Origin of the sequence: Mobilisporobacter senegalensis (assembly GCF_003752155.1) — a bacterium.
Classification (GTDB): Bacteria; Bacillota; Clostridia; order Lachnospirales; family Lachnospiraceae; genus Mobilisporobacter; species Mobilisporobacter senegalensis.
Window position 1 is genome coordinate 107,811 of record NZ_RJVG01000007.1, and the last position, 26,596, is coordinate 134,406.

Sequence of the window (26,596 nt, forward strand, 5' to 3'; positions counted from 1 at the left end):
TAATTAAATTATAGGAGGGATATGAGATGGCTAATATACTTATAATAGATGATTCTAAAACTTCAAGGAAAATTCTTAGAAATTTACTGGAAGCAGAGGGACATGTTATAGTAGGTGAAGCTGTGAATGGGGAAGATGGTATTGCTAAATTTAAAGAACTTCGCCCAGATATTACGACTTTAGATATTACAATGCCTGTACTTGATGGACTGGAAGCATTAAAGCTGATCATGAATGAAGATGAAAAGGCAAAAGTGGTTATGGTGACCGCAGCTGGTCAAAAGAATAAAATGGTGGATGCATTAAAACATGGTGCTACAGAATATATTTCCAAACCATTTGAACCAGAACAAATTATTTCAATCATTTCTAAAGTAGCAGATGAAAAAAATTGAACATAATAGATAAAACCGGAGAATCAATAAAGTTTCTCCGGTTTTTCTATATAAACATAATATTTCATATTACACTATATTTGATTCTGTTGGCATGATAATTGCAGCGACTACATAAGCTACGATACCTGTACCGGTGCAACCAAATAAGACAAATAATAATCTGACGATTGTCGCATCTAAATTAAGATAATCTGCTAATCCTCCACAAACACCGCATAACATTTTATTAGTTTCAGATCTGTAAAGTTTTTTTGGTCCCATAATATCATACTCCTTCCTAATCTACTTTAATGGTTACATTGCCGACTCCACAATTTATATTAAAGTCGAACTCTGCATTGTCGTTAACTTTCTTTGTTGAACTGGTAAATGTATATTCATCATCATTAATTATAACATTTCCGACACCAGAATCAATATAATAATTGTAATCTTCCTCTTGTCCATCCAGATACATACTTATCTGTCCGACACCACATTCAACATTGCTATCACCTGCTATCACACCCTTAATTGTTATGTTACCCATTCCGCATTCAATATCCGTTTCTTCGGCTTGAATATTATCAATATTAATTTTTCCGGCACCAACGGTTAAATCAGCTTCCTTATATGCCACAAGTTTATTTACCTGCATTCTGCCTGCGCCAACATCAAAAGTGACTTCATCTCCTGATATCTCATCAATTTCGATTTCACCTGCCCCCAGACTGATATTAATTTTCTCACCATTAAAATTTTCTGGTATGAAAATTGTTATAGATGACTTTCTATTATTAATATCTATGCCATCATTTCCTATATGGATTCCAAAGAAGTTTATATTATAATTACTCTTATCTTCCACTCTCCAAGTGTCTCCATCCATATAGCTTTTCAAATTATTCCGACTTATATTCTTAGATTCAATTGCAAATTCCTCACCTTTTTTTATCAATACTTCTCCATAGTGAATATCAATATCAACAGATTTTACACCACTATAAGTTTCTTTTAAAGAATCGCTTGAGTTATTTGAATTATTATCATTTATATTATTATTGTTATTATCTCTGTTAATTATTCTGTCATGTATCCTGAAAGGTCCTACATTTAAACTATACCATGATGCACCTGAGGTGATACCGATAATTGTAAGAATGATACCTATGCCAATAAGCCCTAATGCTACTTTAGCACATACTTTATAAAATGATTTCATTGTGTCGTCCCCCTCTTTTTAAATAGTTTTCTGCATAAGTCCACAATTCCTCTTACCATAACAGGTATTACTTTGGTGCATACTAACATTGTCAATATAGCACCAAGAGTGCCTAAACCAAACAGGATCAGCCCCGCGCCACACATTAGTATTCCATTGATTGGTGTAATAAATAATTGCACCACACCTGCTATAAATAATACCAGGCCACCTATTAAAAAGGATCCTGCAATGGCTACTAATGCAACAAATAAACCAAATATGGTTGCTAATATACCGACGATCAGACCAAAGGCAGTTCCCAGAACAGGGACACCCAACGGTATTGCAACAATACAAATAATAATGATTAATAGTATTTTAGAAGTATTATTGTTATCCTTACCGGTCACTTTACTATAAGTGGTTTTGCTTTCACTATCAGCAGAAGATTTCTCCTCTTCAAATTCCTGGTAATCATTGCTCACAACTTCATAGCGATCTTCTTCAATTGTAGTATCTTTATACCCATTCTCTGTATAAATAAATTTTTCAGAGTCTTTAAAAGAATTATCATTTAGATCTGATTTGATAAATGCTGCAATCCTTTCCGGTGAACCTAATTCACTGATAACTGCATCTGTATTATCAGGACCAGCATCTTCGAAGTAATCATCATAATATGTTAAAGCCGCTTCCCTTTCTTCTGACGGAAGGTCCCTTAATAATTCTTCCAGTTGGTTCATGAATTCTATTTTGGTCATTATTCTACCCCCTCGAACATTTTATTGATTTTTTTAGAATAGCTCTTCCATTCTTCATAATATAATTTAAGCTGAACCATTCCTTTGGCTGTTACTTTATAATAACGTCTATTTCTTCCTCCGTACTCCATATCATAAACTTCAAGGCAGTTATCCTTTTGTAAGCGCCTTAGGACTGGATAAAGGGTGGATTCTGATACGTCTATCGCTTCTCTAACATCCTGGGTTATTTTATAACCATAGGTGCCTTCACTATCCTTTGAAACAACTGCCAAAACAATTGCATCCAGTAGTGCTGCTCCAGTATTGAATATCATCCGAACATCTCCTTTTATTGATATAATATTATTTTGTTATCAATACTATACATCATATAATATTATATGTCAATAATATAAAATGGAAACTTATAAAAATATATTTTATCTGTCTTTCCTGCTGCATTAAAAAAGAATGCTCAAACGTGAGCACTCTTTTTCTGCGTTAATCTTTCGTTATAGATCCATTTTATTTAATTCTGATTGCATTAAACAATAGTTAACAATTCCGAGACCAAATACTTGAAGTAACAGATAAATAATGGACATATCTTGTCCGTTCGTATCCATTCCTCTCTTTTGTTTTGCTATTGTAATGTTCTGTCCCATTTTATATGCCCAATAGATTGAATAAATTCCACATGTGATAAGACTTAATAGAAAAGCCATACCACCACTAACTGAATAATCATCACTTGCTTTTGCAATATCATCGGTCAGAACAATCATCCAATATATTCCATAGATACCACATGTGATAATTGATAAAATAACACTAATTGCTATGTCTCTTTGTTTCATCCTTAAATCCCCTTTCTACGTACCATTTTATATTATAATTATAATAGCACTTTGTCAATATATGCCGAATAGCAAAATATTACTATATTTCGGTATCAAAGGTTTGTTTTCTTAGTCTGTATTCTGAATTCCATTGGCAGAATGATTTTAAGAGGTGCAAATTTTGATGCTATCCTTAATAATTTCATATTCATACCTGGAACCACTAATTCTTTTCTTTGAAACAATCCCCTAATTGCTTCTTTTGCACATTGTCTTGCAGTAATTGAACTTAAATTAAAATCTGCATTTGCCACTTTATTAAATTCGGTATCCACAGGTCCCGGACAAAGAGTTGTAATATGAATATTCTTATTACTTCTTTGCAGCTCATAATTTATGGAAAGACTAAGATTTAAAAGGTAAGCTTTTGTAGCACCATAAGTTGCCATGACTGGCCCTGGCTGAAAACCTGCCATACTTGCCACATTAAGTATAAACCCTTTTTGTTTCACTTTTATAAATAACTTGGTTAGAATATGAGGTGCAATAATATTGGTACGAATCATATCAAGTTCATTTTCTAATGATATGTTTTCAAAATATCCAATTTTACCAAATCCCGCATTATTTATCAGTACTGTAATATCTAAGTTTTTGATTTCTTCAAATAATTGATAGCAATTTTCTTCCTCAGACAAATCGCATTCTTTCGTAATTACCTTGACCTTATATCTTGCTTCTAATTGCTTTTTTAAACCCAATAATCGATTCTTTCGCCTGGCAACTAAAATCAGGTCATATTCCTTTTTTGCCAGTAATTTGGCAATTTCTAGACCAATGCCACTTGAAGCACCTGTAATTAATACATACATATTCTACCTCCGTATTACCATAGATGGGTCGGATAAATCCCTTCCTCTTTTAATCTGGCTATTGCTTTTACTACTTCTTCCTTATCTTCTTTATAAGTAACACCATACCATTTATCCGGAGTTTTTAAAACCTGAACCCCTGCTTTGCTTTCATTAATAAGATCTCCAACCACATTAGGCAAAAAGTACTCTGCCTTTAACGGGTTGCTTTTTATATTCTCCTGTAGAAATAATCGGAATCTTATATTTAATTCCTCTAAAATGCTTGGGGTAAATCCCCACATATTCATTGAAACTGTGCTATCCATTGAGATCTCATTAAAAGTTTTTCCATCATCTTCTGTATAATACGCTTTCCCGTTCTTCTTTTCAATATGTGTTCTTTCACGAATCCCAATCAGAGACGAATCAGAATTGATTTGGCAAACACCTCTGGCTACATATCCATAATCAGTTAATGTATTACTTAGTATATATCCAACCATGGCATATTGATATTTTTCTTCATCCTTTGCTCTGATCAGATAATTATAGATCAGGGAAAATGCATGTTTTCCATAATAATCATCTGCATTGATTACTGCAAATGGTCCATCTATTTTACCAAGACAACTTAGAACTGCATGGCCGGTTCCCCAAGGTTTTTTCCTTCCTTCCGGCACCCGAAATCCAACTGGCAGATTGTTAATATCCTGATAAACATATTCTACTTCGATATGCTTTGATAATCTTTCTCCTATGGATTCTTTAAATGTTTCTTCTATTTCTTTTTTTATAATAAAGAGAATCTTTTTGAATCCTGCACGAATTGCATCATAAATGGAAAAATCAATAATCATATGACCTTGTTCATCCACTGGATCAATCTGCTTTAATCCACCGTATCTGCTGCCCATTCCCGCTGCCATTATTACCAATACTGGTTCTTTCATATTATACCTCCAGATATTCACAATTATCTAACCTAATCTAATATATGTAAGGGGAAAGCGATTTAAATTCACTTTCCCCTATTTAATCAGATAAATCTTATATTTATTTTACAAAGATAGAATAAAAATGTCAATTATAATCAATCAACATATACTCTTGCCTGTTGAAATTCATCCTGAATTTCTTTCGATGGCTCTTTTGTTACTAATGAAACAACAATAATTACTATACAGGAAACTATAAATGCAGGCAGCAATTCATATATGCCAAAAATTCCCCCTATTGGTTTAATCACTAATTTCCATAAGAATACCATCATTGCTCCTGACAACATACCTGCCACAGCACCCTCTTTTGTAGTTCTCTTCCAGAATAAAGAGAATAGCATAATAGGCCCAAAGGTAGCACCAAACCCTGCCCACGCAAAGGATACCACAGTAAATATCACACTGTTTTCATCCAAAGCGATAATGATACCAATGAGCGCAGCGATTAATAATACAATACGTGATACATTCATAACTTCTTTATCAGTAGCATTCTTCTTCAATATTCCCTGATAAATATTTTTAGAGAATGCAGAAGAAGCAATTAATAGATAAGAATCGGAAGAGCTGATCGTTGCAGCAAGGATACCAGCCATTGCCAGACCTGCCAGGAGCGTTGGCAATAATCTCGTGGACATTGAGATAAAAATACTTTCCGCATCACTTGGCGTCAGTAAAAGAGTCGGATAAATGGACCTGCCAATTAATCCAATGCATACTGCTGCAAATAAAGAGATAGCACACCAAATAGTTGCAATTCTCCTTGATTTCTTAATTTCAGAATGTTTTCTGATTGCCATAAAACGTAATAATACCTGAGGAACTCCAAAATAGCCCAGTCCCCAGGAAAGTGTTGATAATATGGTAATGAGACCATATGTTTTTGCTTCACCAAAAATTGCTGCATTTCCATTCACTTGTTGAACTCCATCAAGAACTTCAGGAGAAGATATTCCAAAGAAAGTAAGAAATCCCGGAATCTCCTTTAAATTATCAATAACTGCACCAATACCTCCTGCATATACAACTGAGGTGATTAAAATAAGTATAAGGGCCAGTATCATTACAATTGCCTGCATAAAATCTGATACACTTTCAGCTAAAAATCCACCTAGAAAAGTATAGATAATAACAAATATGGCACCTGCAATCATCAATGAATGATAAGAAAAACCAAATAAAGAATTAAATAATTTACCAACAGTTACAAAACAACTGGCTGCATAAATTGTAAAGAATACTAGAATAAAAACTGCAGAAATTGTCATGATTATCTTTTTCTGCTCTTTGAAACGATTACTGAAAAAGTCTGGAATAGTGATAGAATCTCCTGCCACAATAGAATATCCATGTAATCTGTTTGCTACAATTAACCAATTTATATATGTTCCTGCCAAAAGACCAATCGCTGTCCATATTGCATCGCTTAATCCTGACCAATACGCTACTCCAGGTAATCCCATAAGAAGCCATCCACTCATATCAGATGCTTCTGCACTCATGGCAGCAACCCACGGACCTAGTGATCTTCCCCCCAGGAAATAGTTCTCAGAATTCGTATTCGCTCTCTTAGCATAAAACAGACCAATTCCAATTACTAATGCCATATAGCAGCTCATGGTAATAAATATTTGTAAGGTTCCTGCATTCATTTTTCGTCCTCCATTATTTATATTTATCAGATAAATTAAAGATATATTGACACCGATTATAACAGAATCCTCCTGCTTTCACAAGTATATTGTATATATATTCTTAAACAAATTATAATTATTCTATTTTTCATATGAATATCAAGTCACTTATACATCTATTTCAGCACAACCCTACAAAAAATTACATAGAATATAATAATCAGTGAAATAAGTATCTAAGGAGGGTCTGTTTTGGATTTTCGACGCAGTAAAACTTATAATAACTTACTCTCTGCTTTTGATGGCGAATTAAAAGCAAGTTCAAAATATAAGATTTATAGTATAAAGGCACGGGAGGATGGTTATGAACAAATTGGTAATATATTTGATGAAACCGCATGGAATGAACAAGAACACGCTAAAATCTGGCTAAAATGCCTGAAATGCGGCGAAGTCCCATCTACTTATGAAAACTTAAAAGAAGCCGCTGCAAGAGAACATTATATTGCAAGTAAAATGTATCGTAATTATGCAAATGTCGCAAGAGATGAAGGATATCTGGAAATTGCAGAACTATTTAATGGCGTAGCTAAAATTGAAGGGAATCATGAAAATCAGTTTCAAAAATTATCAAAAAATATCAAAAAAGATACTGTATTTTGTAAAAGCACTAAAGTTACCTGGATCTGTACCAACTGTGGACATATGGAATACTGCGATTGTGCACCTCACAAATGTCCAATATGTGGTTATCCACATTCCTATTTTGAAATTAGAGAAGACAATTACTAGCTTGATAAACATCGCTAATGTGAAAAGGGCGCCGCATAATTTAATGCGGCAGCCCTATTTTTTAATTGATAACAATGCATATGTAGCATTTTTCATCGAATGTGAATAATCACATTAAAATAAAGTTATTATAGTTCTGTAAAAGAAGCTTTATCTAATCCACAAACCGGGCAAACCCAATCTTCTGGAACTTCTTCCCAAGGAGTACCTGGTGCAATACCACTATCTGGATCACCTACTGCTGGGTCATACACATATCCACAAGGACATTCATATTGTTTCATAATTACTACCTCCTTTAATTTGGAAAAAATAAGTATAAAAGTTATTTTATACTATATAATGACATTATATTATTTTCTCTCCTGTGTCAAGTCCTATACGCAGGCAAATATGATTATTACCCACTATATTGATATAAATGAACAAATATACATATAATTATGCTATAATATTTTATATGATTAATTGGAGGTAAAAAATGATCAGTGATGCTAATAAGGCTGTTTTATATAAAGCCTTTAATTTCTGGGATAAATTAAGTTTATCAGAACAGGAACTTATTATAAATAATTCTACTCTCCTTCATTACAAGCGAGGAGACAATATCTATAGTGGAGGCAGGGATTGTTTAGGAGTTCTTATTATAAAAAATGGCGGGCTTCGAACCTACATACTTTCAGAAGATGGACGTGAAATTACACTATACCGTTTAAAAGAAGAAGATATCTGTATTCTTTCTGCCTCCTGTATCTTAAGGAATATTACTTTTGATGTACATATTGATGCAGAAGTAGATACAGAAATTATTATTGTAAATGCTACTGTATTCCAAAAAATATGTAACCATAACATTTATGCTGAAAATTTCTCAAACAAAGTAACAGTGGAACGATTTTCAGATGTTATGTGGTCTATGGAACAGATATTATTTATGAGTTTTGATAAACGCCTTGCCATCTTTTTGTTAGATGAAATTTCAAGGAATGGGAATGATATTTTAACACTTACCCATGAACAAATTGCCAAATACATGGGTTCTGCCAGAGAGGTAGTCTCCCGTATGCTCAAATATTTTTCAAATGAAGGAATCGTTGAACTCTCCAGAGGAATCGTTAAGGTGACCGATAAAAAGAAACTGCGCAAACTAACCGAGTAGAATGAACTGAAAACTTCACGTTTGCATAAAAATAAACTATATATCTCACCACTTTTAGAAGATAATAAAAAAGGTGAGAATATATAGTTTATTTTAATCCTGTTGAATGTAAAAATCAGGCATTCAGCATATCCAAAATAGAAGCTTTTGGTTTTGCACCTACTGAACTTTGGACTACTTTTCCTTCCTTCATGACTACTAATGTTGGTATGCTCATTACTTTAAATTTTGCGGCAAGCTCATGCTGCTCATCTACATTAATTTTACCAACTTTAATATCATGCATTTCCCCTGCAATTTCATCAACAACCGGGGATACCATTCTGCATGGTCCACACCAGGTTGCCCAAAAATCCAATAAAACAGGTTTTTTTGATTTTAAAACCTCTGATTCAAAATTTTCTTTCGTTATAGTTAATACACTCATACATATTCTCCTTTCCATTTTGTTTTCTTGATTCTACCTATAATTATACTCTTTTTAGAAAATATATCTGTAACTTAATCACAATACAATTCATTTTTCTTTAGGAAAAGGGTTTTTGCATATCACAATATTCTACTGTTGCAAAAACCCTTTACTATTATTTATATTCAATTGTATTGTTATAGTCTACTGTAAATGATTCTCCTTTTTCCATAACAATATGGCCTGATGAATATGGCTCTCCTTCTACAGTAATATATACATCCTGTACACCATAATATCCTCCAAGTGTATTGGTAATACATTGCAGGATCATGGCTTCATATCCAGAACCAGCATTCATTTCAGATTCCAACTCTTTTGAGAAATCAACATAGACTTTATTATCTTTATTTAAATATAAGCTTTTTATTTTTACGTTCGGACCAAATACTTTATCAAAATTATCTTCTGAAAACTCTTTATAATTCTTTTCAAAAATTGATTTTGTAATATCATTTGTATTAAAATTTAAGTCTCGATTGACATAGTAGATTTTGTCATTGGCCACATCCGGGAAATAAAATCTTACTGTCTGGGTAAATGGCACATTTTTCTCAATTTTACTTAGGACTGAAGTTACTTCTAATCCTTCGGAACGAAAAACGGATTTCACAAGTCCCACTCCAGGTGCATAATAATCATATATAATATCATTATCTCCTTGTGTTGCAACTTCAAGAGCTTTATACGTACCTGTTGGTGTGTCTACAGTTACATCTTCTTTGGAAATATATCTTTTACGATTATCTGATAATGTCCACTGAGTACCTTCTTTTAGGGGTTCTTTTAAAAGAATCTCAGGATTGTCATTGCTTACCTTAAGTAGATTTTCTCTATAATAAGTTTCACCCTGAGCCAGTAATAAATTAAGATTACCATCTTTATTCTCAATAATTTTTACTGTCTCAGTACCACTATTATTACTTCTTTGTTGAATCCGATTGTCATCTATATAATCTGTTACAAGATAATAAGAGGCGTATTCATTTCCTTCCCCTTCATATATATATTTTGTATCAGATAGGAATGGAAAATAATCACTTATCTTTCGAATTTCATTTTGTAATTCTTCTTTCGTCTCATCCTCAGAATTCACATCATCATCTTTTGTATTACCCGCATTCTGGGTATTTCCACTAAGATTTTCTTCTTTTTGTTTTCCACAGCTAAACAAAAATGTGGCACATACTGTCAGGCTTAGTACCAATAAAAATTTTTTCATAGCAAACCCGCCTTTCTCCTGTATTCAGTCTTAACGTTATACTTATACTTCCCTTTCTTATATAATTCCATACCAAGGGGTAAAATCCTTTTTTTTAATAAGAAATACTTATATTTAAAAAATTCTTAATTATAGAAAAGAAACTATATACTTCTAGAAATTTTCCATATGTAAATAATGAAGAGATTCCCATTATTACAATGATTGGATCAAAAATATCTAGAAATATATAGTTTCTAATATTATATATTAATTGTATATAGCCAAAAATTTTTAAAGGATTGGAATTATTGGTTTATCTTTTCCCATTTTTACAGAAACTATCCTTTTACTGCACCGGCAACAAGACTTTCCTGAACCTGATTGCTTAAAAAGAAATATACTATAATAGTAGGTAATGTGGCAATAACCATAGCTGCACCAATGAGCCCCCAGTCAGTTGAATACTGTCCCGAAAATGACATGATACCTACCGGCAGTGTTCTAAAATCAGAACTGTCTACCAGAGTATTAGCAAACATTAATTCATTCCAAGTTCCTAAGAATGTAAAAATAGATGCGGTTGCCAATGCCGGTTTGATAATTGGTAAGATGATTGTAGCAAAACACCTGAAGACCCCACTACCATCAATATATGCTGCTTCCTCAATTTCTTTTGGGATTCCCCTGTAAAAGCCTACCAGAATCATAATACTCATGGGGATTGCAAATGAGATATAAGGAATTAATAATCCAAGATACCCACCCTTTAACCCCATCTTATCAAGGACTTGAAAGAGAGGTAATAATGCTGCCTGAGTCGGTATCATAATACCAAGGGTAAAAAAACCATATGTAACATTACTTAATTTCCATTTCATTCTGGCGATTGCATACCCTGCCATTGCTGTAAATAATCCAGTGACTCCTACCGTTACTACAGAATAGAATGTTGAATTTAAGAAATATCTTAAAATTCCTCCATCTGATAATGCAGTTTTATAATTAATCCATCTCCAATCTTTTGGTAGACCAATTACATTATCCCCAAAGATTTCAATATTGCTTTTTAAGGAAAATGTAATCAGCCAGTAAAGTGGAAACAGCTGAGTCAGAGCTATTATTATTAATATTATTAATAATATTCTTTTCTTTATTCTCTTGGTTTTCATATGAATATCCTCCTATATCGCCGAAGCATTTTCTTCTGATTTCTTAAATATTTTCCTTATTACAAAACTAAACAGTAAACATTCAATTACAATAAAGAAAGCCTCTGCACTGCCGTATCCATAGAGCCCCCGGCGGAATAGACTGTTGTACATTAATGTACCAGGAACCTCACTTGCGTGATTTGGTCCACCACCTGTCATAACATAAATCAAATCAAATGCCCTAAAAGATCCGGTTAAAGAGAATAATAAACAAGTTTTAATTACTGGAGCCAATAATGGCAATGTAATCTTTAGGGATACCTGAGTTTTAGAAGCTCCATCGATCCTGGCTGCTTCATAATAATCTGTTGAGATTGATTTAATACCAGCATAAAAAATCAGCATGTGATATCCGATATATTGCCAAACAGCAGGAATCACTGTACTTATAAATGCCGTTGAAGGAGTCGATAACCATGAAAACTCATAATTTTTATCCCCAAAGAAACGAATGAATATATTGATCAATCCATATTGGCTGTTAAAGATTTTCATCCACAATTGTCCAATAACCATGCTTGAGATAACTACTGGAACAAAATAGACAGTTCGAAAAAATTTCTCACCTTTTACTCCTCTTGCAAGTACAATAGCAAGAAGTAATGATAGTGGAAGCTGAATAAATATAGATGCCCCAGCTAATACAAAAGAATTTATAAGTGCTTTTGGAAAATATCTGTCCTTTGTAAATAATTCAATATAATTATCCATTCCTAAAAACTTCATTGTACCTATTCCGTCATATTCAAACAAGCTATAGATACCTGTGACAAAAAGTGGTGCCACAACAAAACATAAAAATAGTAATAATGCCGGCAGGACGAATATAGCAATATAACGTTTCTTACCTAACATTTTATCCATAGATTTCCCCTCCTATATTGTCAATTGATTAGTCAAGGGTGTTTGTCAGACAAAAGATACCCTTAAAGTCGTCGTTGCTTTACACCTTCACAAATGATAAAGGATTATCACTTTTAAATACTCTAAGTGATAACCCCTTATACATTAAAAGTGCGAACTTTTATTTTTACTGATTAATTGCCCCTTTATGTTCTTCTATAAATGCATCTACATCTGCATTTGGAGCAAATAAAGTCTGTACTTGTTCATTATGAATTGTAGCTGGGTTAGATTCAAGAGAAGTATCCCATGCTAAAACACCTTCTACGCTTTCACCTAGTAATCCTTTGATTTGTACAAATAAAGGATTTAATTTACTTTCATCAAGTTCAACATCCCATCCACAGAATCCTGTTCCTGTTTCATAAGCTGCTTTACCCATTTTTTCATTAATATAGATAGCGAATTTAGCTGCTTCATCTGCATATTTTGTATTTTTATTAACCCAGAAAGATTCAATAAATCCACCGGCATAATCTGTTTCATTGCCTTTACCAGGAATCATAGGAATCTTTAATGCAACTACATTTTCAGGATTGATTGTTGCTGTTGCATCTGTATAAACCTGGTTCGCAAACCAGCTGCCCATAATTCTCATTGCTGCATTGCCGCTGATAAATGAAGAGTTTGCATCATCATTACCGGTTTCTAATGGGTTCTTGCCAAATGCACCTGCATTATAAAGTTCTACCACCTTATTCGCAGCATCTGTATATCCTTGGTCTTCAAATGGTTTTTCACCACTTAACATTGCATTAATATTGCTTCCACCAACTTCTCTAAGTGCTAAAGCCTGATAGATAAATGCTGCATTCCAGCCGTCTTTTGCACCAGCTGCAATTGGAGTTACTCCATCAAGTGCTGAAAGTTTCTTACAAGCATCTAATAATTCGTCATATGTAGTAGGTAATGCAGCTCCTGCTTTTTCAAATAATTCTTTGTTAGCATAAAGAGTCATAAACCATGAAAACATCGGTACAGAATATGTTTTTCCGCCATATTCAAATGCTGAAGTAGAACCTGGCAAAATTTTTGCTTTAACATCATCTGTAAGATAATCATCTAAAGGAAGTAATTTATCAGCATTTACAAGTTTTTTTGCCATACCAGCTCCCCAGTAATAGAAAACATCAATACCACTTGCATTCCCTGCAAATTCAGCTGAAATTTTAGTTTTATATGCTTCTGTATCAAGAGTTTGCGTATTAATTGTTACATTAGGATTCTCTGCTATGTAATCAGCAACTGCCTGATCATAGATTTTTTTCAATTCATTTGTGTCATTTGACCATTGGTGCCATACATTTAATGTAACAGCTTCTGCTGCATCGTCTTCTGTCTTTGCTGCGTCATCTGTAGCAGCTTCATTCGTCGTATCATTTGTAGCTGCTTCTTTTTCTTTGTTCCCACAAGCTGCCATACTCATTGTCAGTACACCTACTAATAATAAAGCAATCAGTTTTTTAGAAACTTTTTTCATAATATTCCCTCCACATTATTCAATTTTAAATTGAATCATATTATAATTTTGAAGAAATCCTCATATAGAGTTTCTTCCATTTTTGCTACAAGACTTGTAACACAACATAAGCATGCTTTCTATGTTGAAACCAGTATACAAAATATATGGTATTTACTCAATTTAATATTTTTAACTAAAAGGTAACTATTTTTACCTGGTATTACAATAATAAAAAATAATGAATTAGACACGTTATCTATATTTACACTGTATAGTAAATAATGGTATAATTATGTCTAAAAATAATGTAACATTCAACTTTATGAACTACAATTATTATAAGATAATACTACTAAACATATTTGCAGGAATGGAGGATTTTTATGAACAAAATCTATCGCATATTACCAGTCATACATGCTTTTGTAGGGGTCGGAGCCATTGCTGGCGGCCTGGGTGCTATACTAAACCCGAATGAACCAATGGGCATGTCTACCCAATATTTAAAGAATTCACCATTTGATAATTTCTTTATACCAGGACTTATTTTATTTACTGTAATTGGACTGGGAAATATACTTAGCGCCATATTATTTCGCTATAAATTAAAGTACCAGGGATATATTAGCAGTATCTTCAGCTGGGCTTTAATAATTTGGATTGTTGTACAATGCATCATGCTCTGGGCAATTGGTATTTTACATATTTTATATTTTATCATTGGATTAATCGAAGCACTATTATCCTTCCTCATCTTGTTAGAGCAGCGCCTTTTCCCGGCAAATATAGTTCTATTAATATATAATAAGTTTAAGAAAGCCTAAATTATAGTTATAGTTCAGCCATAAAGCTCGAATTCGCGACCCTGCATGGCTGAACTATATTAAAATTTAGGCTTTTTATATTCTTTTATTGTGACTCCCACTTGCTTTTTAAAACAGATACTAAAATAGTGAGGGTCACTTATTCCAATTTGTTCAGCGATCTCATACGCCTTTAAATCTGTTGTATTAAGAAGAATTATACTTTGTTCGATTCGTTTTCTCGTGATATATTCAATAAGGCTCTCTCCCATCTCCTGTTTAAATATACGGCTTAAATAACTTTCATTTACAAATACTTTACCCGCGATAGTCTTTAGTGTAAGTGTTTGTTCATAAAGATGTTTTTCAATATATTCAAGAGCCTGATCAATTAATTTATTGCTTTTCCTTGTTCTCATACTGTCACTGTATTCTAAAATAGGTTTAATTATCTTTTTCAGGCAAAGATTCATTTCCGAAACTGTTTCAATCTTTGAAACTTCTTCATATAAATATTCTTCACCTACAAGCTGACCAAGGCTTTTCCCATGCTTTGTCAGTACTGTGGCTGCTTTTGAAAGCATATTCATTGCCATTAATTTTAAATATCCGGTGTCTGTAACTCCTGCATTCTTAATAACATTGGTGTATTCATTAATATATTCTTCCACTTTTGCTTCCAAGCAGTTCTCAACATTAAACTCAAAGTCCTTCCAGTTAATGTCTATTTTTCCTCCATCATCTTTCTTTATTTCAGCGTATTCCTTATATGTAATGCAGCAATTACGCCCAATAATTACACTTGCACTAATAGCTTTCACTGATTGCCTGTAAGCTTTTGCTATCCCATGAAACCCATTTTCAATTAGGCTGATGCCCATATCCACATCAATTTTAATTTCATTATTAATCCTATCCTTGATTTCTTTTGCAATATCATATCCATGATCTGCCTCGTCGCCATATAGATATAGTATGATATTACACAAATAATGAATAAAGCTCACAGATTGTTTGTATTTGTCCTGAATCATCTGTAAAATCTTTTTGCTGTATTCTAATGTTTCTTCTTCATTTGCTTTATCCTTTACAAGGGGACTGATGTTAATGCAGATACATCTTTTTTGCAAATCTTCAAAATCATACATGGATAATTTATATTTTGCTACCTCTTCTTCAATACGATTTTCTACCAAGCGCTGTAAAAAGCTCTCTATTACAATATCCTGATTTTCAGCTGCTGTTTCTTTTAGCTTCTTATATTCTTCATGATGGCCTTCTTCTAATTTCAATTCTTCTTTTATATTTTCAATAATGGTAGCAATTTCATTAATATTTACTGGTTTTAAAATGAAATCTTTCACACCCAGCTGGCATGCCCGCCTTGCATAATCAAACTCACGATATCCTGTGATAATAACCACACGGCATTTTTCGGAACGTTGTCTGATTTTCTCAGTCAGGACCAGTCCATCCATAAATGGCATATTGATATCAGTAAGTACAATATCCGGTTCTTTTATATCGAAGAATTCAAGTGCTTCTTCTCCACTGCTTGCTTCCCCTATTATTTCAAATCCATTTTCTTCCCATGGATATCCTTTCCGGATTAACACCCGTTCTAATTTCTCATCATCTACTAATAATACTCTCGTTTTCATTTCCACTCACCCCTTCGATCACTTTTACACGTATTGTAATTTCTGTTCCACTACCAATTTCACTGGTTATTGTAAGTGGTTTTTTAATATCATAAAAGAGAGAGATTCGCTGAATTGAACTATATAATCCAAATCCTGATTTTTCTTTTTGAGTTTTCCCTTCTAGAATTTCTTCTACGCGATCATCCGTCATTCCTGAACCATCATCTGTTACAATAAATATGATTTCATCTTCATCCTGATATCCTTTCACTCCAATCTTTCCTTTGCCCTTTTTATCACGAATTCCATGATGTGCAGCATTTTCAATGATTGGTTGTAAGATTAATTTAAGAATCTTATATTCTTTAATTCTTTCTTCGATATCATACTTCATAATAATCTTATTATCATAACGGATATTTAAAATGGTAATATAACTTTCAATGCAGGCAATTTCGTCCTTGACGGTTATAAGATCCTGTCCGCTGTTCAAACTGTTTCGATAGAAATTACCTAAGGCCTGGGTCATCTTAAGACAGTTCTTGTGGTCCTCTATCAAAGCCAGAGCGGAAACCGCATCAAGAGTATTATATAAAAAATGAGGATTGATCTGTGCCTGAATGATATCCAATTCATTTTTCGCTATGATTTTTTCTTCTGCCTTTACTTTACTTATTAATTCTATAATGGATACAATCATTTGATTAAATACTTTTTTTAAGTCATTTATTTCATCCGGATGCTCTGTATCTATGGAAAGTTTTATTAATCTGCCATCTTCCACTAATTTCATATGTTTTTGAACTTTATTAAGAGGATTGAAGATCAACTTGGTTAATACTACAGAACAAGCAAATATAAAGATCAAATTTAATATAATGATCAGAATAATCCATGAACTAAAATATTTGCCAACAGAAAAGGTATTGGAGCTCAATGGTATAGCCCCTACTAATTTCCAGTCTTCTATTCCCAAATCCTGTCTGGCTACAATCATCTTATTGCTGGAAGAAGCAACCATATGATATCCTTTTTTCGAATATTTTCCATCTAATATGTACTGATCCATTTCTTTTTTATAACCGGATGGTTTAATGATATACCTGTTATTGGAGTCAACAATGCAAAATTGTGAATTATACTTCTTACCTACTTCATCAAAATAATTCTGAATTGTAATTTCATCCACATTAATCATTAATGCTGCCAAAGGTTCGTAAGTATCCACATCTGAAATTTCCCGAACCAAAGAGATATAATTTTTATCTTTTTTCGTTGGAAAAGATAATACCTCTTCACTTTGGTGGATGAACAAGACATCCCCTCCCGCATTCTTCATCTTCCGGTACCAATCCGTTTGATTGACTTTTTCTTTATTTACAAAAATTGGTCCTGTTTTATAGGAAGAATAATAATTATTAAAACTATCAAATACAAACACACTGGATATATAATCTCCGGATAATAGCATGTTTACTAAACTCTTTTGCATAGTTTGATGAACCGCAGGGTCAATGCTATCTGATTTAATCTTTGTTAAAGCTTTTTGAACATTCTTATCAAAATAAATTAAATCTGAAAACTGGCTCACATTTTCAAAAATAAAACTAAGGTTCCCTTTTAATGCATTCACGGTCTGCATAGCTGCTTCCCCAACTTCTTGTTCTACTTTCTTCTCATTAATGATAGTAAAGACCCCAAAAGTTAAAATAATGGATAAAATTAATACGGAGATATATACAAGAATAATCCTTGTTCTGATTTTTAACCTTTTTAGAAAGTCTTTCACTATGATCATTCCTGTCTCCTCCGTATTACCAGTTTCCCGGCTCCATCTTATATATCCAAATTATACTATAGTCCATATACTTTGTATAGCTGCTCCAATTGTTCTTCATTCATACTCTTTACTGGTGAATTACAGTCGCCGGTATCTTTATTCTCTACAATAAGTACCATGCCATCTTTGTCTAAAGTATGAGTATGCCACACCCCTCTTTTTACATTATAAAGCTTTCCCGGTTCCATTTTGACTCCATCAATTTCTCCCACTGCGTCTCCCTTTCCACCTGCAAACAGAGTACAGTTCCCCTCTATCAGAACAAAAACTTCATCTGTTTCATTATGCTTTTGCATTGTTTTTAAGTTCTGTATCTCCAGTTCCTCGCAATATCTAAGTATTGCCACACGCCATGAGCCATAATCGATCATCGGCTTATAACCTTCTCCCTCATAAGCGGTAATATCAATATATTCATTATTCAAAATTATCCCTCCTTAACTGATCTTATATTATTCCAGAACAATATCAATCTTGTGTGTCTTTTTTGCATCCAGCCTGATAATATCATCTCTTAAAACCATTTCCCGGACAGATTCATATGGTTTTCCATCTATTGCTATACTTGTGATCTTGTACTCACCATACTCTTTTTGATTCTTATTATAATATTCAATTGTTAGTTTCCTGTCTGCAAATACACAATCCACACCCGCTTTTGAGTTACTGTCAAACTGGCTTAACAAAAGTTTTGGCTCAAATAAGAGTTCTCCCAGTTCCCCTTTCACACCATACATCTCTGTTAATACCGTTAGTAATAACCAGCTTGCTGCTCCTGTAAGATAATGATATAATCCTCTTCCATTTTCTCCTATATATTCGGGAATGCCGGGATATATCTTACTCTTCTCAAAATTACTGCAATGAGAGTAAAGACTATGAATTACCTTATAGCCTTCCTGCACAAATCCCCTTTGATACAAAGCATTGGCATACATAACTGCCATATGGGAAAATACTGCTCCATTTTCCTTCTGGCCATATGCAAATCCAAACATTCTTCCAAGGTCCATTTTGACTTCTTTAAAATTTGTATTTAACTTATAGCCGCCAATAGATTCATTATACAAATATTCATCTGCAGCTTTTACAATATCCTCAACCTGTTTCATGGTTGCTGTCTCGGACATAATGGTAAAGACCTGACTGGTCAGCATCATTCGGACTCCGTTATCATTATCTCCCTCAACTCTTCTTCCATTATTATCGTAATAGCCATTATACCAGGAATGACCTCTTTCACCTGTGATCCACTCTGTTTCTCTGATATGGTCCTTAATCCATTCCGCTTTATTTAGTAAGTTTTCTGCCAGTTCTCTGCAGGATATGAATATCTTATCACCACTGATATTATGAATGCCTTCATGACAGTATCTATTTAGAAGTTCCTGTTTTTTCTGAACATCATTATATAGATTATTGTCATCACTAAGAAGTATTTCAAGTTCTTTTGCAAATCCTAGTTCTTTTATACCTTTACCTTCTAAAAGAAGAATCAATTTTGCCATATTTTCTAAATTTCCGCCATAAATAGCTGTAAATGCAACACTTTCACCACGCTTATCTGCCAGATCAAGAGCATCATTCCAATCTGCACCCCGCAAACGTATATGATTATGCTCCCCTACATCATAGAATGCTGTTAAGTGCTGAACCAGCATATGCTCTAATATGGAACCTTGATATATTTCTCCTGACTCAGTTTTTAATTGTTTTCCATAGGCGGTATCCCATAAAGTATCTTTTTCTTCCCCTCTTACTGCCTGAGGGTCTTTAAAATATGTATTTTCTTTTAGCAGGATATCAATGTCTCCACTCTGCATTATATAAAGATTCGTGGTTAAGAATGGCCATACTCCATGATCCATCCATACTCGGGTAATATTGTTGCGATCTGCTATAAATTCTCCCTGTTTTGAACCTATAATTGTTGCATTGGTTCCATCCATTCGAACACCTGCAAAATTATCAATTAACATATTCCTTACTCCATCCGGATTCATAATAAGTAAGGCCAGACAATCCTGCCACAGATCTCTCCATCCCCGTCCTCCTTTCCCATAATCATGATGAGGCAGGAAGGAACATCCATAGATCCTTCGAAGCATTGGTTGAAAATTAACCCAGTACATCCAGGTATCAAAGTCTTTACAGCCGGAGGAATATGATACATTAATTTTATCCTGCCAGTATTTTTTTGTTTCTTCTAAAGCAGTGACACACGTTTCTTTGGAAGAATACATTGAAACTGCATTTTCTAATTCTTCCTGCCCCTTATCATATCCCATGCAGATAATATATGTTTTCTCTTCTTTTGGAGCTAATAGTATCTTCTTAAATTGAATTCCACCAATTGCTTCATAACCGTCAATGCTAAATCCTGCTTTCTGTGACTGTATATTTGTATCTGTCAAAGCTTTAGGATTCTCAAAAGATCCTCCCTCACCGATGAATTCCTCTACTGTAGGATAGAATCCTTCAGGTTCACCCCCATTTTCTTCCACTCCAAATACTCCATATACACAGGTATTCTTTTGATGCCCTCTTTCATCGAAAGTAAGTGTGGGATTTAAAACTACCCCTGTTTTTGTTGTCACGATCCGGTGAAGGAGGGAAGTAACATGTCTATGATCCCTTATATTATCCGCAGATCTGCCATAAAGTGGAATGGCTGCTGTTGGAATTATTTCTAAATCTGCCGCTCCTGTGTTTTTAAGAGTTACAACCATTATTTCCAATAATTCGCCTGAATAAGGTACAAGGGATGTTATCTCTGATGTGATTCCAAATTTCCTGGATTTTCTTAGTAACTTGTGCCACATTATTCCTGCTTCTAATATGGTTTCTTCTTTAGCATCCGTAAAAAGATCAGCCTGCTGGCCCGCTGATTTTCCTGTTGCAGACCATAACCCTTTCCCACTAATATTACACCAGAAATTTCTAGATGCTTTATTATTATGTAAGTCTTCACTGCTTACCGGGGAAAGTAAAAATGCATTTTGTCCCATTTTAGAATCCCCTCCAAGAGATGGCGTTACACTACTCATTACACCCGCTTCATTGGCGATTGGAAAATATAAATAACTTGTTAATTCAGGATTTTCCATTTGGAATGTACCTTTTTTATCTAAATACTTATATCCGTTCATGTCATTTCTCCTTGTTATACTAAAATTTAAACTTTCTCTATTGTATTATAAAAAAAGAATACATGATATAAAACACAAAATTTTTATTATTTGGTGCATTATTTTTACACATTCCCTTTTCTTTCTTCTCAAGAAAATAAGTTCATGTTAGAATATGGAATCGAGTGTAACCTATCTCAGATTTGAGTCACATCTGACTTTAGTTTCACTTATCCAGGGGTACAAAAGAGGGATTTCACTAAGGAGGTATTTCTATGTATAGGAAGCATACAAAAAAAATTAAAACTGCTGAACATGCGAAACACTTTAAATCAATTAAAACACAACTAATCATTATATGTATCTTATTTGCAATTGTTCCACTAATTATTGTAAATATCTTATCCACTAAAATATCGAAAGATACTTTGCGGGATACCAGCAATCAGTTAACCGTTCAAATTATGAATCAGGCTGGTATCAACGTCACTCATTACATTGATCAGACAGAAAAAAGCTTAACAAAATTTACTGTTACAGACCTTATACAGAGCAATCTATTATCTAATTTCTATTCCACTGATTTAATGAAAAAGATGAAAGCTGAGAAAGAAATTAAGGATAAAATAATATATACAGAAAGTTTAGACTCTACCATGTCCAATATTTCTTTGATATTTCGGGACGGTGTCATTCTAGGGAATGGTACTTCCATCCCTAAAGAGGATTTGGTTTTTGTAAATTCTTTAAATATCACTGACAAATATACATGGACTTCTGGCTTGGGATCAGAGTCAGAAAAAGTATATATATTGCAGCAGCTCACCTTTTTAGTTGATAATGAGAAACAATCCTGCAATCTGGTAGTAGAGCTGAATACTGATAATTTAAAAACAATACTTGATGGAATTGAATTGCCAGATTCTTCTTCTTTGTCATTACTATCTGATAAAGATACTCAGGTACATACCAAAGGAAATGTTCATAAATCTGTTTTATCCCAGGTGTGGGACACAATAAATAAAAAGGAATCCACGGGTTCTTTTTCTTCCAATGATCAAATGGTAACTTACTACAATCTTAACAATGGCTGGAGCTTAATTTCATTAATACCACTTAGTTCTCTGACAAAACAGCTTGATTTTGCAACATTTCTAATATGGCTTCTCATTTTCCTTGCAGGAATACTGGCTATCATAGTTGGCAGATATGTTGCAAATAGCTTCGCTAATCCAATCATATTATTAATGGACTTAATGAAAAAAGCAGAAAATGGAGATATGACGGTACGTGCAAAGGTAAGAGGGCAGAACGAAATTACAAGACTGTGCCAAAGCTTTAACCATATGTTTGATAATATATGTGCCCTACTCAGGGAAACGAAAGATGTAATTCATCATACAATTATGGATACTGAAAAATTGACTGCCGCGGCTACCAATTCCGTAGCTTCTTTTGACCAGCTTTCTTTTTCTATTGAAGGAATTGCAGAAGGTACAAACAATCAGGCAGAAGATGCGACAGAAGGTTCTCAGGCTATGTCTGATCTGTCAGATGAAATTGGTAAACTACTTATGACAAGCAAAAACATTGCCAAAAGCAATGAGGGTTCAAAGGAAATGATTCATACTGCCACAAAATCCATGGATTCTTTAAATGATTCCATGGCATCCTCTCTTAAAGTTGTAGAAGAAATCAGAAAAAGTATGAATGAACTTAGCATATTTAATAAAAATGTGGATTCACTTATGAAATTACTGGATGATATTAGCGAACAAACCAATCTTCTATCCTTAAACGCAAGTATTGAAGCCGCCAGAGCTGGAGAAGCAGGCAAGGGATTTGCCGTTGTGGCAGAAGAAATCAGAAATCTATCTGAACAATCAAAGAATTCAACAAATATTGTCCGAGACAATTTATTAAAAATGGAACAAAAGACGAACGATACTTTTACTTTCATAGAAAAGTCCACCCTCATATTTAGCACTCAGGAAACTTCCGTAAAGAATGCAGATGAAACTTTTAGGGAGCTTGTCCATAACTTATTAACTGTAGATACAAATTTAAACGATATTAATTTGCAGTTACAGGGCATGCAATCTTTAAAAAACAAAACCTCTGAAAAAATCTTAAATATTGCTGCTCTTACGGAAGAAACTGCTGCCTCAGCAGAACAGGTAAAAGACTTAAGCAACGAACAGCTTGATGTCATAAAAGATCTGTCGGCTTTATCAAAAGAATTAAGTGACTCAATGAACACATTAAATACCTCAATTCAGGCATTTCTTCTGTAATACTTTAAAAACTACAAAATATCTGAAAAATCTATAACAAATCGACTCCTTTTTGAATATGATATATTGTATCATCATCGGAAAGGAGTTCTATTCATGATAGTGTATTTAATAAGTCCTAGTATCATTACCGGCGTGCTGCAAATAAATTTAAGTCTCTTTATACTGCTTCATGCTGTTTATATCATATTAGGGGTGTTGTTATTTAGAGTTTTTAGACGTAAGCTTTTACGCCAAATGGTACCGGAAACTACTGATAGAAATGCTCAGGTTGAAACCTTAAACAGTGAATTAGAACCTTTCGGGTTTTCCTATAATTATAAAAATGATCTCTTCTATTCTCTTATGTACTGCTGGCAAAGAAATATGGGTTATTGTAGATTCTATGATGAAGCTGCTGCTCCGCTAAGTATGATAATTGATTGTGAACCCATTCGATTTGAATACAATGGAAGAAAATGGCTGATTGAATTTTGGAAAGGTCAGTACGGAATGACCACTGGTGCAGAAGTAGGTGTATATGCTACCACAAATTTAGAAACTGATTTCCCTGATTTTTTCAATGATACAATGTATGATAGTGTAAGCGATGAAGAACGATTAGTGATGTCTTTTTCTTTAAAAAAAGACAATAATCTCTTATTCTATCGAGAGGGGCTGCATTGGTGGTTAACTGGTTTTAAACTTGGTGAATACACAAATCCAAAATCTCTTTTGATGGAAATCCGTATTTCATTTCCAAACACAGCAATGAGAGATGCTTTTGTAGATGCCCTATTCGAAACAGGTTATTCCTATGAAAATGTATTTATAAAACATTACACTGTTTATATCATATTTGATAAGCCAAAAACCAAACAACCATATACACGTACTAAATTGATGCAAAAATTTATATTAGGCAATAATAAGTTTTATTGTAGTTTTTATAAATTCATAACCAGAAAATATGATAATACTTTAGATAAATTACAATATCTAAGAGTCTATTCACCATTTCTATACCGTCATGCTCTTAGTATCGGAAAAACCAAGGAATTCTATAAAGATTATGACCGTATCAAAGCATTTTTCAATAGAATTGCAATCGAAGATGAAGACGAAGATGAAGATGATAACCTTAATATTTAAAAGGCGGGACCTTTATGGTAATACCATAGAGGTCTTATTAATAGGCCGCAATTTTCCATACTCTTTCATACATTATAGTAAGTATTTTCTGCAATTTGAAATATAATTCCAATAATTTCTTTTTTATATTTCCCATATATCAAACATAAGAATATATTAATATAAAAGGCACCTTTATTTCTAAATAAGAAAGGAGCATTATGTCAGTATCCAAACGATTATCTCAAGTACTATCCTCTGCAAAGATTTTATATTTTGATGATAATTCCAGATTTGTATTAATGAGTGATTGTCATAGAGGCGATGGAACATGGAGTGATAACTTTTTAAAGAACCAGAATTTATTTTTTGCAGCTCTTACTTATTATTATGAAAACAACTATACTTATATAGAATTAGGCGATGGAGATGAATTATGGGAGAACCGGAAATTGAATCAAATTGTCTCAGTACATAGTGATTCATTTTGGCTTATGTCGCAATTTTATAAGGAGAACAGACTGTATATGCTCTATGGAAATCATGACATGGCTAAAAAATATTCAAAATACTTAAGTTATCATTGCTCTTCCTATTTTAATGAAACAGAGCAAATGGAATGCTATCTTTTTCCTGATATAGAAGTTCACGAAGGTATTATTTTAAAAAACTACAGAAAAAATTATCAAATTTTCCTTGTACATGGACATCAGGGGGATTTACTTAACGATACTCTTTGGCGATTATCCAGATTTTTAGTGCGATTTCTTTGGCGGCGTCTGGAATTAATCGGCTTCCAGGACCCAACCAGCTCAGCAAAAAATTATTCCAAAAAACATAAAACCGAGCTTCGTATGATGCACTGGGTAGATAAGAATAATCAAATGCTAATTGCAGGTCATACTCATAGACCGGCATTTCCACAAGTAGGAGAGACTCTTTATTTTAATGATGGAAGTTGCGTACATCCTCGTTGCATTACTGCAATAGAAATCTGGAATGGTTCCATTGCTCTCGTAAAATGGGCTGTAAAAACCAGGGAAGACCGAACTCTCTATGTAGATAAAGAAGTTCTGGAAGGACCTGTTCTCTTAAAAGATTATTTTGAGAATCTAAATTAACAAACAGACGCTTTGCTATTATGGATATAGAAGAATAGAAGGACTCCCTTTAGGTTTTGTGTTAGTTAAGGATACGAGTGTTTCTAATAATAATTTAATTGCTTAATTCATCTCACCGTGAGGCCAACTCGCTATGCTCAAACAGAACCTCACAGTGAGATTGGCTCAATTAAATTATTATAAGAAACAAAACGAATCCTTAAAATGTCACAAAACCTAATGGGAGTCCTTTCTATTCAAGATAGGCTATGAGCAAAGCTGTATTGGGCAGAAACTATTAACAGAACATAATTTATCATATAAAGAATGGTATGAGGAAGAAAGAAATAATCTTGTCAAAATTGCAGGTCCAAATATCATTGAGCGGATAAACCATATCGGAAGTACCTATGTTGAAAATCTAATTTCCAAACCTACTATTGATATCCTAATGGAAATTCGTTCTGATTGTGATATCAATTCTCTGCAAAATATATTGGACAAAGACGGTTGGGTATGTATGTCTTATCAAGAGAAACCTCATTTAAACATATCTTTGAATAAAGGATATACCCCAAAAGGATTTGCAGAGAAAGTGTTTCATTTACATATTCGCTATTTGGGAGATTGGGATGAACTATATTTTAGGGATTATCTAAATTTGCATAAAGATGTGGCTAATGAGTATGGTGATTTGAAATTAACATTAAAAGAAATATATGAACATAACAGAGATGCCTATACAGAAGCAAAAAGTGAATTTATATTGAAGTATTCTAATATGGCAAGAGAGGAATCGGGAAATATATACAAACCATAAAGCTTAAGG

26 protein-coding genes are annotated in these 26,596 nt (G+C 33.5%); 8 read left to right on the plus strand and 18 right to left on the minus strand.

From position 1 onward, the window contains the following. The first annotated feature begins 26 nt into the window (after positions 1–26). Entirely contained in the window at positions 27–395 is a 369-nt protein-coding gene (locus EDD66_RS12265) for a response regulator (RefSeq protein ID WP_123609883.1), read from the plus strand. Positions 396–464: 69 nt separating this feature from the next. On the opposite strand, the gene EDD66_RS12270 is transcribed toward EDD66_RS12265, so the two are convergent. From EDD66_RS12270 to putP, 8 genes are all read right to left on the minus strand, one after another. Next, the gene (locus EDD66_RS12270) at positions 465–659 is read right to left on the minus strand and encodes a PspC domain-containing protein (protein ID WP_123609884.1); all 195 of its coding nucleotides are present in this window, start codon (positions 657–659) and stop codon (positions 465–467) included. Positions 660–675: 16 nt separating this feature from the next. Further along, positions 676–1,599: a DUF4097 family beta strand repeat-containing protein gene (locus EDD66_RS12275; protein WP_123609885.1), complete on the minus strand. Its 924-nt coding sequence runs from the start codon at positions 1,597–1,599 to the stop codon at positions 676–678. Then, positions 1,596–2,342 (minus strand): DUF1700 domain-containing protein, encoded by a 747-nt coding sequence (locus EDD66_RS12280; protein ID WP_123609886.1) that lies wholly within the window; start codon positions 2,340–2,342, stop codon positions 1,596–1,598. Before EDD66_RS12280 ends, EDD66_RS12275 begins: the two co-directional genes overlap by 4 nt. Further along, positions 2,342–2,659, minus strand: coding sequence for a PadR family transcriptional regulator (locus EDD66_RS12285; RefSeq protein ID WP_123609887.1), 318 nt, complete (start codon positions 2,657–2,659; stop codon positions 2,342–2,344). The genes EDD66_RS12280 and EDD66_RS12285 overlap by 1 nt, the downstream gene beginning before the upstream one ends. A gap of 177 nt (positions 2,660–2,836) precedes the next feature. Continuing rightward, positions 2,837–3,181, minus strand: coding sequence for a DUF4234 domain-containing protein (locus EDD66_RS12290; RefSeq protein ID WP_123609888.1), 345 nt, complete (start codon positions 3,179–3,181; stop codon positions 2,837–2,839). 95 nt (positions 3,182–3,276) lie between these two features. After that, a complete protein-coding gene (locus EDD66_RS12295; RefSeq protein ID WP_123609889.1) occupies positions 3,277–4,035 on the minus strand; it encodes an SDR family NAD(P)-dependent oxidoreductase in 759 nt (252 codons plus the stop codon). A 14-nt stretch (positions 4,036–4,049) separates the two neighbouring features. Next, positions 4,050–4,967 (minus strand): nucleotidyltransferase family protein, encoded by a 918-nt coding sequence (locus EDD66_RS12300; protein WP_123609890.1) that lies wholly within the window; start codon positions 4,965–4,967, stop codon positions 4,050–4,052. A gap of 140 nt (positions 4,968–5,107) precedes the next feature. Then, positions 5,108–6,667 carry a sodium/proline symporter PutP gene (gene putP / locus EDD66_RS12305; protein WP_123609891.1) on the minus strand — a complete coding sequence of 520 codons (1,560 nt, stop codon included), beginning with the start codon at positions 6,665–6,667 and terminating at the stop codon, positions 5,108–5,110. A gap of 234 nt (positions 6,668–6,901) precedes the next feature. Here putP and EDD66_RS12310 point away from each other — a divergent pair, with 234 nt between their 5' ends. After that, on the plus strand, positions 6,902–7,441 hold the full coding sequence (locus EDD66_RS12310; protein ID WP_123609892.1) for a rubrerythrin family protein: 540 nt from the start codon (positions 6,902–6,904) through the stop codon (positions 7,439–7,441). A gap of 128 nt (positions 7,442–7,569) precedes the next feature. On the opposite strand, the gene EDD66_RS12315 is transcribed toward EDD66_RS12310, so the two are convergent. After that, a complete protein-coding gene (locus EDD66_RS12315) occupies positions 7,570–7,725 on the minus strand; it encodes a rubredoxin (protein WP_123609893.1) in 156 nt (51 codons plus the stop codon). 197 nt (positions 7,726–7,922) lie between these two features. On the opposite strand from EDD66_RS12315, the gene EDD66_RS12320 reads away from it, so the two are divergent. Then, positions 7,923–8,600 carry a Crp/Fnr family transcriptional regulator gene (locus EDD66_RS12320; protein WP_123609894.1) on the plus strand — a complete coding sequence of 226 codons (678 nt, stop codon included), beginning with the start codon at positions 7,923–7,925 and terminating at the stop codon, positions 8,598–8,600. Positions 8,601–8,715: 115 nt separating this feature from the next. On the opposite strand, the gene trxA is transcribed toward EDD66_RS12320, so the two are convergent. The 5 genes from trxA to EDD66_RS12345 form a co-directional block, all read right to left on the minus strand. Then, the gene (trxA, locus tag EDD66_RS12325; RefSeq protein WP_330511159.1) at positions 8,716–9,045 is read right to left on the minus strand and encodes a thioredoxin; all 330 of its coding nucleotides are present in this window, start codon (positions 9,043–9,045) and stop codon (positions 8,716–8,718) included. A gap of 139 nt (positions 9,046–9,184) precedes the next feature. Further along, the gene (locus tag EDD66_RS12330; RefSeq protein ID WP_123609896.1) at positions 9,185–10,291 is read right to left on the minus strand and encodes a GerMN domain-containing protein; all 1,107 of its coding nucleotides are present in this window, start codon (positions 10,289–10,291) and stop codon (positions 9,185–9,187) included. Positions 10,292–10,611: 320 nt separating this feature from the next. Next, complete coding sequence (locus EDD66_RS12335; RefSeq protein ID WP_123609897.1) at positions 10,612–11,442, minus strand: carbohydrate ABC transporter permease; 831 nt, start codon at positions 11,440–11,442, stop codon at positions 10,612–10,614. A gap of 12 nt (positions 11,443–11,454) precedes the next feature. Then, a complete protein-coding gene (locus EDD66_RS12340; protein ID WP_123609898.1) occupies positions 11,455–12,348 on the minus strand; it encodes a carbohydrate ABC transporter permease in 894 nt (297 codons plus the stop codon). A gap of 166 nt (positions 12,349–12,514) precedes the next feature. After that, a complete protein-coding gene (locus EDD66_RS12345; RefSeq protein WP_243115350.1) occupies positions 12,515–13,867 on the minus strand; it encodes an ABC transporter substrate-binding protein in 1,353 nt (450 codons plus the stop codon). A 365-nt stretch (positions 13,868–14,232) separates the two neighbouring features. On the opposite strand from EDD66_RS12345, the gene EDD66_RS12350 reads away from it, so the two are divergent. Further along, on the plus strand, positions 14,233–14,673 hold the full coding sequence (locus EDD66_RS12350) for a hypothetical protein (RefSeq protein ID WP_123609899.1): 441 nt from the start codon (positions 14,233–14,235) through the stop codon (positions 14,671–14,673). Between the two features lie 59 nt (positions 14,674–14,732). Here EDD66_RS12350 and EDD66_RS12355 read toward each other — a convergent pair whose 3' ends face one another. From EDD66_RS12355 to EDD66_RS12370, 4 genes are read right to left on the minus strand one after another with little or no spacing between them, the layout of a single operon-like run. Further along, on the minus strand, positions 14,733–16,313 hold the full coding sequence (locus EDD66_RS12355) for a response regulator transcription factor (protein ID WP_123609900.1): 1,581 nt from the start codon (positions 16,311–16,313) through the stop codon (positions 14,733–14,735). Beyond that, positions 16,285–18,093, minus strand: coding sequence for a cache domain-containing sensor histidine kinase (locus EDD66_RS12360; protein ID WP_123609901.1), 1,809 nt, complete (start codon positions 18,091–18,093; stop codon positions 16,285–16,287). Before EDD66_RS12360 ends, EDD66_RS12355 begins: the two co-directional genes overlap by 29 nt. Positions 18,094–18,149: 56 nt before the next feature. Beyond that, on the minus strand, positions 18,150–18,560 hold the full coding sequence (locus EDD66_RS12365) for a cupin domain-containing protein (protein ID WP_123609902.1): 411 nt from the start codon (positions 18,558–18,560) through the stop codon (positions 18,150–18,152). A gap of 27 nt (positions 18,561–18,587) precedes the next feature. Further along, on the minus strand, positions 18,588–21,284 hold the full coding sequence (locus tag EDD66_RS12370; protein ID WP_123609903.1) for a GH36-type glycosyl hydrolase domain-containing protein: 2,697 nt from the start codon (positions 21,282–21,284) through the stop codon (positions 18,588–18,590). A gap of 254 nt (positions 21,285–21,538) precedes the next feature. Between EDD66_RS12370 and EDD66_RS12375 the strand changes: the two genes are divergently transcribed. The 4 genes from EDD66_RS12375 to EDD66_RS12390 all read left to right on the plus strand — a co-directional run bounded on the left by EDD66_RS12375 (position 21,539) and on the right by EDD66_RS12390 (position 26,587). Beyond that, positions 21,539–23,557 (plus strand): methyl-accepting chemotaxis protein, encoded by a 2,019-nt coding sequence (locus EDD66_RS12375; RefSeq protein ID WP_123609904.1) that lies wholly within the window; start codon positions 21,539–21,541, stop codon positions 23,555–23,557. 96 nt (positions 23,558–23,653) lie between these two features. Continuing rightward, positions 23,654–24,688, plus strand: a complete 1,035-nt coding sequence (locus EDD66_RS12380) for a DUF4474 domain-containing protein (protein WP_123609905.1) — start codon at positions 23,654–23,656, stop codon at positions 24,686–24,688. A 200-nt stretch (positions 24,689–24,888) separates the two neighbouring features. Continuing rightward, positions 24,889–25,788, plus strand: a complete 900-nt coding sequence (locus EDD66_RS12385) for a metallophosphoesterase (protein WP_123609906.1) — start codon at positions 24,889–24,891, stop codon at positions 25,786–25,788. 262 nt (positions 25,789–26,050) lie between these two features. Beyond that, positions 26,051–26,587, plus strand: coding sequence for a GrpB family protein (locus EDD66_RS12390; RefSeq protein WP_207667787.1), 537 nt, complete (start codon positions 26,051–26,053; stop codon positions 26,585–26,587). Positions 26,588–26,596: the final 9 nt, after the last annotated feature.